Origin of the sequence: Actinomyces ruminis (assembly GCF_002154335.2) — a bacterium.
In the GTDB taxonomy this organism is placed as follows: domain Bacteria; phylum Actinomycetota; class Actinomycetes; order Actinomycetales; family Actinomycetaceae; genus Actinomyces; species Actinomyces ruminis.
Genome location: NZ_MTPX02000025.1, coordinates 38,608 through 46,757 on the forward strand (window position 1 = coordinate 38,608; position 8,150 = coordinate 46,757).

Sequence of the window (8,150 nt, forward strand, 5' to 3'; positions counted from 1 at the left end):
AGGCCTACAGGCAGAGCGTCGCTCAGTCGACGATGCCGTACAGGCGGTCGCCGGCGTCGCCCAGGCCGGGCACGATGTAGGCGTGCTCGTTCAGGCGCTCGTCGCGGGCGGCGGTGACGACGGTGACGTCGGCGCGGTCGCCGACGGCTGCCTCCAGGGTTGCCAGTCCCTCCGGGGCGGCGATCAGGCAGATGGCGGTCACGTCGCGGGCGCCGCGCTCCAGCAGATAGTTGATGGCGGCCACCAGGGTGTGGCCGGTGGCGAGCATGGGGTCGACGACGAAGCACTGGCGGCCGGACAGGTCGTCCGGCAGCCGGTTGGCATAGGTCTCCACCTCCAGGGTGTCCTCGTTGCGCTTCATGCCGAGGAAGCCGACCTCGGCGGTGGGCAGCAGCCGGGTCATTCCCTCGAGCATCCCCAGTCCGGCCCGCAGGATCGGCACCACGATCGGCCGTGGCTCGGCCAAGTGACGGCCGGTTGTGGCTGCCACCGGCGTCTGGATGTTGATCTCCTCGGTGCGCACGTCGCGCGTGGCCTCGTAGGCGAGGAGGGTGACCAGCTCGTCTACGAGCTGACGGAAGACGGCCGAGGGGGTCTTCTCGTCGCGCAGGACGGAGAGCTTGTGGTCAATGAGCGGATGATCGGCAACGTGCAGGCGCATGGGCCAAGCCTACGACGCCCGAAACGAGCTGAGGGTGGAATAGACCGGAGCGGGCGGCGGAGTGTGGTCCCGTCAGGATGCCGGTAGCCTCACAACGCTAGATACAAACGCGTTAAAGGATGAAGTCTATGCGTAATATTAGTGTCGCCTCGATGCCTCGTGAGCGAATTAAGAGATCGTTCGAGAGCTGCGTCATGTTCCCATGGTGTGGTGTACGCTACAAAGCGGCGGCGAGTGTGCTATCGACAGAGGCGCCGCCAGTTCGATCACTACTACCACCTGCCCTGGGGGTTGAAGATGAGTAAGACAACAATGGCCAGACTGAAGATCGTTGTCGTACGTGGGCTCGGCGCGGCCACGCTGGTCACCACCGCTCTCGCGGTCACACCGCAGTTTCTCACGTCTGCGGTGGCCGCGAACTCGGTTGTTGATGATGATGCGGTTCTCGCGGCGGTTGAGGAGTATCAGAGCAGTCTGGACGCTCTGTGGACTGATCCTGACACGGCGACAACAGCATCGCTTTTGACGTCCGCTCAGTCTGTTGTCATGGAGGTTCGTGACGGGATGAATGAGGACGGTACCCCGGTCGCATCCGCTGCTAGCGAGGTGACTCTGCTTCAGGCGACGGTTCAAGACGATGGCACAGTCCTGGCGGAGGTGAGCATATCTACAACCTTCACCTATGAGGGGATGGGTGATTCTGAGGCTCCCGGTGTTTGGAGTGACCGGCACTCCATCCAGTTAACGGTCGATGATGCTGGTAATTACAGCGTGGCTGAGGACGTTGTCGAAAGCACTGAAGTAGTTGCAGGAACGGGGGATGTCCCCGACGACTACGCCCCAGAGCGCTCCTCCGATACGCGCAGTAGCTCTGCTTCCATGGGAGGCGGTTCGGCCGGTAGTACTGCGGTCCCCGTGGCGTTCGTGCCGGCCTATAACACATCACCTCCCGACGTTGGTGCTATGGTGAATTATGCGCTGACTTGGACGAGTTCGCCGAACGATGGCGATGATGAGGATGACTTCAACTCCGAGTATCCGGTATTAAATAACAACTGCGCCAACTTTGCCTCACAAGTGTTGCGTGCCGGAGGTTGGGAGTACGATCAGGGGATTAATCCATGGTCGACGAGCTTCTGGGCTCCGAATCTTTGGGGGCCCGCTGGCGCTTCGCGGACATGGGTGAACTCGGCATATCAATACACTTATGTGGTCAATGGTTCCTACTTCTATCTTGATAACATTTGGAACGCATCCGCTGGTGATCTATTGTATGTGGACTGGGATCCAGATGGTGTCGCGGACGGGACTATTGATCATGTCATGGTGGTGACGTCTGTCAGTCTGACGGGTGTTCCGCGGGTCAGTCAAAAGACACCCAACCGGTCCAATATTCCGTTGACTCAGAGTATCCGCAATGCTGAGGCTCAGGGTAAGACAAGCATTGTCTGGTATGGACTTCAGCGTGATGAAATGCTTCCAAGGTAGGTTCGGTGGTAGAATGTCAATGCAATGCCGATAACACTCTCGGTTAAGTTCATTGGCTAGGGTGGGTGGATCTGGCGTTGTCGTATCCAGAATGTCGGTGGTGTGGGTGATGAAATGCTAGTGAAACTGCGCGTCGAGTTCTCTGGTCTTCAGGATGAACTTCGATCGGGTCGTGTAATCTGTTAGTCACAGGAGCATAGCTATGAACCCCGGTATTCTTCTGGGCATTGTTGTGAATGTGCTATTCGGTGCGCTGTTCGTCACAGCAATTGCACTTCCCTGGACGCGGTTCGGACATGGTACCGGCCGTGGCGCCAGGGTCTTGGCAACCGTAGTCGCGGCTGTCATGGTCGGCATAACCTGGTCGTACACGCTTGCGGACGTTCAGACTACCGGACCCGGCGGCGGCGCGGTATGGTGCGGAAGCAGCTGTGCATTCATGCTGGACCCGCGACTTCAGAAGTTTGAGGGGCTGCCGCGCGAGTGCATTGTCCATAGCTGGATCGCCGTGGCCGTGCTGTTCGCCCTTGCTGTCGCGACGCTAGTGGCGCAGCGTTACGTATTGCGCCTGGTTGCTCGGCGACGGCGTCATTGAATGCCGCACGCGCGCCGCGGGCGGGTCGCAGGTCCAGCCTCAGACGGTCTCGGCGGCGCCCAGGTACTCCAGCCAGCGCTCGTAGTGGTCCAGGACGTCGTGGGCGACCTGCTCGCGCGACCAGTCCATGACGTCGTAGCCCTGGCCGCCGCCGCGGGGGCGCACCTCCAGGCGGACGGTGAGGTCGTCGGCCTCGTGGATCACCACGCCGAAGGCTGGCACCGGTGCCTGCACCATGCGCACCGCGTAACGGAAGTGGGAACCGGTGCGACGCTCGCCCTGCGTCTCGGTCGCCTGCACCAGCGTCGGCGGGGGTGTGACCTCGAGGGTGGCGGAGCCCAGGAAGTTGCGCTCGTCGTCGGGATCCTGTGCCTCGGGACCGGCGACGACGACCTCGGCCACCAGGTCCTCCTTGCGCAGCTCGTCGGCGACCGCTTCCAGGGCCGGAACGACGCGGTTGGACATGGCGCGCTGGGCGCGGGCCGGGGAGACGACGTCGAAGGTGTGCGACAGCCGGTCGCGCCAGGGAATCCGGTTCATGCCGGCGGCGGTGCCCGTGGCCCCCAGCAGCCGGTTGCGGTTGGCGATGCCGCGGGCCTGCTCGCGGGTGGCTCGGTACGCATGGCGCGCCACAGTCCGGCCATGACGGCGATGATGACGAAGGAGAACGGCAGGGCCATGACGATGGTGGCCTGCTGCAGGATGGGGATACCGCCGGCCACGAGCATCGCGATGGTGAGCACACCGGTCAGGGCGGCCCAGAAGATGCGCAGCCAGGCGGGGGCGTCCTGCGGGTCGCCGTGGTAGGTCGGCAGGGCGCGGCTGGACAGGTTGGCCATGACCAGGGCGCCGGAGTCTGCGCTGGTGACGTAGAACAGGATTCCGATGAACAGGGACAGTGCGATCAGGAACTTCCCTCCGGGCAGGTAGCTGAGCAGCGTGTACAGCCCCTGTTCCGGCTGCTCCACCGTCAGCTCGGCGAAGTCGAGGTTGCCCGAGCGGATCAGGTCCAGGGCGCTGTTGCCGAAGATCGACACCCACATGGTGACGTAGGAGAAGGGCAGTACCAGGGAGCCGACCACGAACTCGCGCACGGTACGGCCGCGCGAGATGCGCGCCAGGAACATGCCGACGAAGGCGGCCCAGGTGATCCACCAGGCCCAGAAGAACAGTGTCCAGCTGTTGAGCCACTCGGTGGGACGGTCGTAGGCGTAGGTCTCCAGGGTCAGGCCGGGGAAGTGGGTGACGAAGTCGCCGATATTGCCGACCAGGGCGTCGATCAGGAAGGCGGTGTTCCCGGTCAGCAGCACCCACAGGGCCAGTCCGACTGCGAGCAGCACGTTGATGTTGGACAGCACGCGCACGCCCCGGTCGACGCCGGAAACGGCGGAGACGGTGGCCATGATGACGCTCAGTGCGATCAGGCCGATCTGGGTGGCGGTCCCCTGCGGGAGGCCGAACAGGATGGTGAGGGCTACGTTCAACTGGACGACGCCCACACCGAGCGAGGCGGAGATGCCGACGGCCCCACCCACCAGGGCGGCGGCGTCGACGACGTCGCCGAGCAGGCCGTCCACGCGGTCGCCGAGCAGCGGCCGCAGGGTGGAACGTACGGCCAGCGGCTGGTGCCGCCGGTAGGCGAAGTAGCCCAGTGCCATACCGAGGATCGAGTACAGGCCCCAGCCGCTGATGCCGTAGTGGAGCAGGGTGAGCACGATGCCGTTGCGTGCCGCCTCGACGGTCTGGGCGTCACCGGTCGGCGGGTTCATGTATTGGGCCACCGGCTCGGCGACCGCGTAGAACATGATTCCCGTCCCCACACCTGCGGCGAAGAGCATGGCGGCCCAGGAGAAGGTGGAGAAGTCCGGGGTGGAGTTGTCCGGTCCCAGGCGGATCTTCCCGAACTTCGACAACGCCAGGACGATCACGAACAGCAACGCGGCCGTTACCAACAGGATGTAGAAGGAGCCGAACCAGCGTCCGGCCCAGGATACGGCGGCATTGAAGGCGGTGGAGACCGTCTCCGGGGCCACGATGGCGGCGCCGGCGATGGTGGCGATGATGGCCGCCGAGACGGCGAAGACCACCGGGTTCAGCCGGCGCTGCTCAGGGGCTTCGGATGTTGTTGGCGTCGTCTGATTGCTGGGTGAATCAGGCACTTGCACTCCTTGATGCATGGGGATGCATTGGTGATGCGTGGGCACACATGTGGCCGTGTGCAAACGGCCGTGGTGGCGTTTACAAGATTGTGAATCTTTCAGGGATTCCGCGGATTGGCAAGCGAAAGCCGCCGAAATGCGGGTGGCGGGGGGACTTGACGGCCGCATGAGGTCGGGGATAAACGGGTGTCGGCGAGATTCTTCCCACATTTCCCTTCCGAGCCTCACGGGCCGCCCGATGTTGTGGTGTTTTCGAGCCGTCGAGTAGGACTTTGGTCCGGCCGTGTCCGGACGCCGGAAGGAGGGGTGAACTGTGGCAGGGTGGGAGCGTGAACCTACCCGGTCTGACCCGCCAGCGCTACGACGCCGCCATGCGCCGGGCGCTGGAATTGGCGCGGACAGCGGGGCTGGCCGGGGAGGTGCCCGTGGGTGCCGTCGTCCTGGGGGGCGACGGCGAGGTGTTGGCCGAGGCCGCCAACGCGCGAGAGACGGAGCATGATCCGACCGCGCATGCCGAGATCCGCGCCCTGCGGGCGGCGGGCGCGGCGTTGGGTGGCTCACACCTGGACGGCTGCACTCTGGTGGTCACGCTGGAGCCGTGCACCATGTGCGCCGGGGCCGTGCAGCTGGCCCGCCTGGCGCGGGTGGTGTTCGGCGCGTGGGAGCCGAAGACCGGGGCGTGCGGCAGCGTGCGCGATGTCCTGCGCGACCCGCGCGCAACCACCAGGTGGAGGTGGTGGCGGGGCTGCGCGGGGAGGACGCGGAGGCCCTGCTGCGGGACTTCTTCGCCATCCGGCGGCCCGGTCAGTCGGAGTAGGCGGCCCGCCGCGGTGCCGTGAGCGACCTCGCAGGCAGCTGGGGTTGGGCATTGGGTGGCACGACGTGTAACCTGTCGGACTGCTAGGTAGCGTGTCCGAGCGGCCGAAGGTGCAGATCTCGAAAGTCTGTGTGGTTCATAGCCACCCTGGGTTCGAATCCCAGCGCTACCGCCAAACCGATCCCCGGAGTCCAGACGAGAAGTCGGAGTCCGGGGATCTTTTCATGTCGCGGTGGGGTCCCAGTGGGTACAACGGAACGAGCGTCGCCCGGGTGCGGGCCTGGGCCCGCGCGGCGGGCGGCGTGACCGCTAGTGCCCTGGAGCCACGCACACGCGTTTGTGTCAGGAACACGAGTTTCGGAGCTTTGCACGTGCCCTGCACCCACCAACCTCCAAGACTCGTGTCTTTGCGGGGAACTCGTGTACGAGCCGCGGTGTACCAGACGCATGCCCGGGAGCGGACTCGCAAGGGCCGACCTGCCCCGCCCGCCGTTGTCCGCACAACCTCGGGTGTCCTGCCAGGGCCTGGTTCGGCGTCGTCGTCAAGCCATAAAGTCCGGACTATGCCTGCGATGAAACCGCCCGTGCACCCGGCCGACTCCGAAGGCGCGTCGATCCGGCTGTACCGCCTACTCTGCGACGCCATGGTTGCGGCGGACACGGCCGCCATCGACGCCCTGCTCACCGAGGACTGCGTCCTGACCCATATGACCGGCTACCCCCAGCCCAAGGTCGAGTGGCTGTCCGACATCCGCGATGGAACCCTGACCTACCACTCCTCGCAGTTCGTCTCCGCCGAGCCCGACACCATCGACGCCTTCCCCGTGGTGCGCGGTCGCTCCCGCACCAACGCGACGGTCTGGGGCGTGCGCGGCACCTGGAACCTGCAAATCGTCGGGTACGTCGTCCCGGATCCCGCCGCCAGCACCGCGCGCAACCCAACCGGTTGGCGCTTCAGCCGCCTGGACGCCAGCCGTTTCTAGACGGTGTCATGAAATGCACCGCTTTACGCCCAGCCGTTGTCGCATCTGCCGACTCGCTCGCGGCGACACGCGGTTAGTCGTCACTTGACGGCGGTCGGCGCTCGGAAAGTGGTGCATTTGGTGACAAGGGCTAGGTCCAGAAACGAAGGGACGCCGCTAGTTCGGGCGTCGCCCGGTGCCGCGGATGGCCGGCGCTGTCCACGGGTCCTCCGGCCACGCGTGCTTGGGGTAGCGTCCGCGCAGCTCGGCCCGCACCTGTGGGTAGCCCTGCTGCCAGAAGGAGCGCAGGTCATCGGTGATCGCCACCGGCCGCCGCGCCGGCGACAGCAGATGAATGACCACGCTCACGCGCCCGTCGACGATCCGCGGGGTGTCCGCCCAGCCGAAGCACTCCTGCACCCGCACCGCCAGCACCGGACGTTCCAGCGCCTCGCCCCGCTCACCCACATAGTCCACGCGCACCTGCGAGCCCGACGGCACCTGCAGTCGCTCCGGCACCAACTCGTCCAGTCGCGCGGCCGCCGGCCAGGGCAGCAGGGCACGCAGGCACGCCGTTATGTCCAGTCGACTCAGGTCGAAGCGCCCGCCGGACCTGGCCGCCAGCGCCTTTACGTCCGGAATCAGCCACTCGTCGGCGCGTTGTAGGAGCGCGGCGTCGTCGACCGCGGGCCAGGGCTCGCCCAGTGTCCGGTGCAGTAGCGCCAAGCGCGCCCGCAGCTCGGCGGCACCACGCCAGGGCAGCACTCCGAGCCCTTCGCCGCGGCACCGTTCGACGATGGCGTCCGCCACCTGCGCCGGTGTCGGCGCCCCATCGGAAACGGATGCCAGCTGAATCGCGCCCAGACGGCGCACCCGTTCCACCCGCAGCCGGTCTCCATCCCAGCGGGTGTGCGCGTCCTCGGACAGCCAGGCGTCGGCCACCGCCAGCGCGAGCGCTTCGTCGATCGGTGCGGCCGCCCGGATCGTCGCCTCGGCGGTTCCCGGGGCGCGGTCTACGTCGGCCACCGCCAGCCACTCCGCCGCGGCCAACGGTGAGTCCGCGGGCAGTCGCAGCCCGGTCCCGCCGACGCTGGCGTAGCTGGCCGGACGCCCCGCGCCGGGCGCGGGGCCGCGACGGCGGGCGATCCACTCCGGGTGGGCCAATGCCGCAACCAGCCCGACGGCGTCAGCCGCACTCGGACCGACCAAGCCGCCTAAGCCGGTGGCGGGGTCGTCGGCCGGCTTCGTGCCGGCCCCGCTGCGGTCGGCGCCAGGTTGGGTGGCGGTGGCAGGCGGGTCGGCGTGTCTCCCGGCCGGGTGCCGACGTGCAGCCTTCTCCAGACGCCTGGCCTCAACCCGCCAGGCCCGCTCCTGCGGGCCACGGCGGACGCTGCGCGCCAGCGCGGCCAGGTCGGCCTGGGGCGCACGCAGGTCGGCGGTCAGCAGCGCGGTCGCCTCGGCGGCACGG

General features: G+C 66.5%; 5 protein-coding genes, 1 tRNA gene and 2 pseudogenes. 5 read left to right on the top strand and 3 right to left on the bottom strand.

From position 1 onward, the window contains the following. Positions 1-22 precede the first annotated feature (22 nt). Positions 23-661, bottom strand: coding sequence for a uracil phosphoribosyltransferase (gene upp / locus BW737_RS03810; protein ID WP_086615487.1), 639 nt, complete (start codon positions 659-661; stop codon positions 23-25). A gap of 297 nt (positions 662-958) precedes the next feature. On the opposite strand from upp, the gene BW737_RS03815 reads away from it, so the two are divergent. Both BW737_RS03815 and BW737_RS03820 read left to right on the top strand, forming a co-directional pair. Then, positions 959-2,149: an amidase domain-containing protein gene (locus BW737_RS03815; protein WP_143233252.1), complete on the top strand. Its 1,191-nt coding sequence runs from the start codon at positions 959-961 to the stop codon at positions 2,147-2,149. A 202-nt stretch (positions 2,150-2,351) separates the two neighbouring features. Further along, positions 2,352-2,744, top strand: a complete 393-nt coding sequence (locus BW737_RS03820) for a hypothetical protein (RefSeq protein ID WP_086615489.1) — start codon at positions 2,352-2,354, stop codon at positions 2,742-2,744. 39 nt (positions 2,745-2,783) lie between these two features. Here the strand turns inward: BW737_RS03820 and betT are convergent. Beyond that, positions 2,784-4,921: pseudogene (gene betT / locus BW737_RS03825) on the bottom strand (choline BCCT transporter BetT). A 353-nt stretch (positions 4,922-5,274) separates the two neighbouring features. On the opposite strand from betT, the pseudogene tadA reads away from it, so the two are divergent. The 3 genes and pseudogenes from tadA (at position 5,275) to BW737_RS03835 (ending at position 6,703) form a co-directional block, all read left to right on the top strand. Next, positions 5,275-5,720 (top strand): annotated as a pseudogene (gene tadA / locus BW737_RS03830) (tRNA adenosine(34) deaminase TadA). Positions 5,721-5,806: 86 nt separating this feature from the next. After that, positions 5,807-5,895, top strand: a tRNA-Ser gene (locus tag BW737_RS16010). 397 nt (positions 5,896-6,292) lie between these two features. Continuing rightward, positions 6,293-6,703: a nuclear transport factor 2 family protein gene (locus BW737_RS03835; protein WP_257210438.1), complete on the top strand. Its 411-nt coding sequence runs from the start codon at positions 6,293-6,295 to the stop codon at positions 6,701-6,703. A gap of 156 nt (positions 6,704-6,859) precedes the next feature. Here BW737_RS03835 and BW737_RS03840 read toward each other — a convergent pair. Beyond that, positions 6,860-8,150 (bottom strand): ATP-dependent helicase C-terminal domain-containing protein (locus BW737_RS03840; protein WP_276567337.1); only part of this gene is annotated, 1,291 nt, incomplete at its 5' end.

Bases quoted from the DNA above. Each gene is read 5' to 3' on its own strand.
- upp (WP_086615487.1), bottom strand. From the start codon at position 661: ATGCGCCTGCACGTTGCCGATCATCCGCTCATTGACCACAAGCTCTCC.
- BW737_RS03815 (WP_143233252.1), top strand. From the start codon at position 959: ATGAGTAAGACAACAATGGCCAGACTGAAGATCGTTGTCGTACGTGGG.
- BW737_RS03820 (WP_086615489.1), top strand. From the start codon at position 2,352: ATGAACCCCGGTATTCTTCTGGGCATTGTTGTGAATGTGCTATTCGGT.
- BW737_RS03835 (WP_257210438.1), top strand. From the start codon at position 6,293: ATGAAACCGCCCGTGCACCCGGCCGACTCCGAAGGCGCGTCGATCCGG.